Origin of the sequence: Mesorhizobium delmotii (assembly GCF_900149755.1) — a bacterium.
Classification (GTDB): Bacteria; Pseudomonadota; Alphaproteobacteria; order Rhizobiales; family Rhizobiaceae; genus Mesorhizobium; species Mesorhizobium delmotii.
On the sequence record NZ_FUIG01000025.1, the window covers coordinates 1 to 631 of the forward strand.

1 protein-coding gene is annotated in these 631 nt (G+C 69.3%); it reads right to left on the bottom strand.

What is annotated here, in order from left to right; genetic code table 11:
• Positions 1 to 631, bottom strand: a 631-nt coding sequence (locus BQ8482_RS40090) for an Ig-like domain-containing protein (protein ID WP_208867721.1), incomplete at both ends; no start/stop codon positions are given.

Here is a 631-nt window from a genome sequence, read left to right on the forward strand (position 1 = left end):
CTCACCGGGCTGGCGGTGTTGCTGCCGGCGGCCACGCCGACAACGCCGCCACCGGCGGCCGCACCGTCGGCGCCGAACACGTCGTCGGTGGCGTCGCTCAGCACGTTGCCGGTGGCGATGGCGCCTTCGGCGACGCTGTTGGTGTTGGCGTTCGCCGTCGGCACGTCGTCGACGACGTCGATGGTGATGGTGCTGGTGACCGTGTTGCCGTTGGCGTCGGTCGCCTGGTAGGTGAAGCTCTCGACGTTGTCGACCGTGTTGGTGCCGTTGTTGGCATCGGCGCCGTCGACCGGTGCGGTCAGCGTGTAGCTGTAGGTGCCGTCGGCATTGAAGGTCAGCGTGCCGTGCGAGCCGGTTGTGCTGCTCAGCAGCGCATAGGTGTAGGGGCCGGTGCCGCCGGAGACGTTGTCGGCGACCGTGCCGGTCACCGTCTCGGCCGGGCTCGGCGGATTGCTGCCGATCGCAAGCGCCGCTTCGTTGACCGTGGCGTCGTCATTGGCGGCCGCCAGGCCGCTGTCCGACAGGGTGATGGTCAGCGTCGTCGTCGACAGGTCGCCGTCGCCGTCCATGATGGTGTAGACGAAGGTGTCGGTGGCGCCGCCGGCCGGCACGCCGTTGGCAAAGCCGTCAT